Here is a 399-nt window from a genome sequence, read left to right on the forward strand (position 1 = left end):
ATAGCTACTGGCAAAAGAATGAAGTCATTGCCAGAGATATAGCCACGCTGACGTGCAATATTTAAGACTTTATCTCTGATTCCTGGATTCCAAGTGAAAGCTGGATCTTGAGGATTGAGATTGGCTTGGGGTTGAACACGCGCATTCGAGTTATCCGGCGTAGCCCCTGTCGGGTTTTGTGCGCCATCCACTGCTACAACTGTTGAAGACGAAGCTTCACCTTGTGCTGTATTTTTACCTGCTTGTTGCTGTGATGCTGCTCCCGTTGTTCCACTTGGTGTATCAGTAGAAGCTGAGTTTCCTGCAGCTTGACCTGAGGTTTGATTGGCGGGTTGAGTAGCAGCATTATTTTGCGCCGCCGCAGCTTGCTCTTCTTTCGCTTTCGCCTCGGATTGCTGT

At 48.6% G+C, this 399-nt stretch carries 1 protein-coding gene; it reads right to left on the bottom strand.

Going from position 1 to position 399, the window contains the following annotated elements; all coding sequences use genetic code 11:
* Positions 1-399, bottom strand: a 399-nt coding sequence (locus LI288_RS14175; RefSeq protein ID WP_331464675.1) for a cell division site-positioning protein MapZ family protein, incomplete at both ends; no start/stop codon positions are given.

It is taken from the genome of Lachnospira pectinoschiza, assembly GCF_020564355.1.
GTDB classification, from domain to species: domain Bacteria; phylum Bacillota; class Clostridia; order Lachnospirales; family Lachnospiraceae; genus Lachnospira; species Lachnospira intestinalis.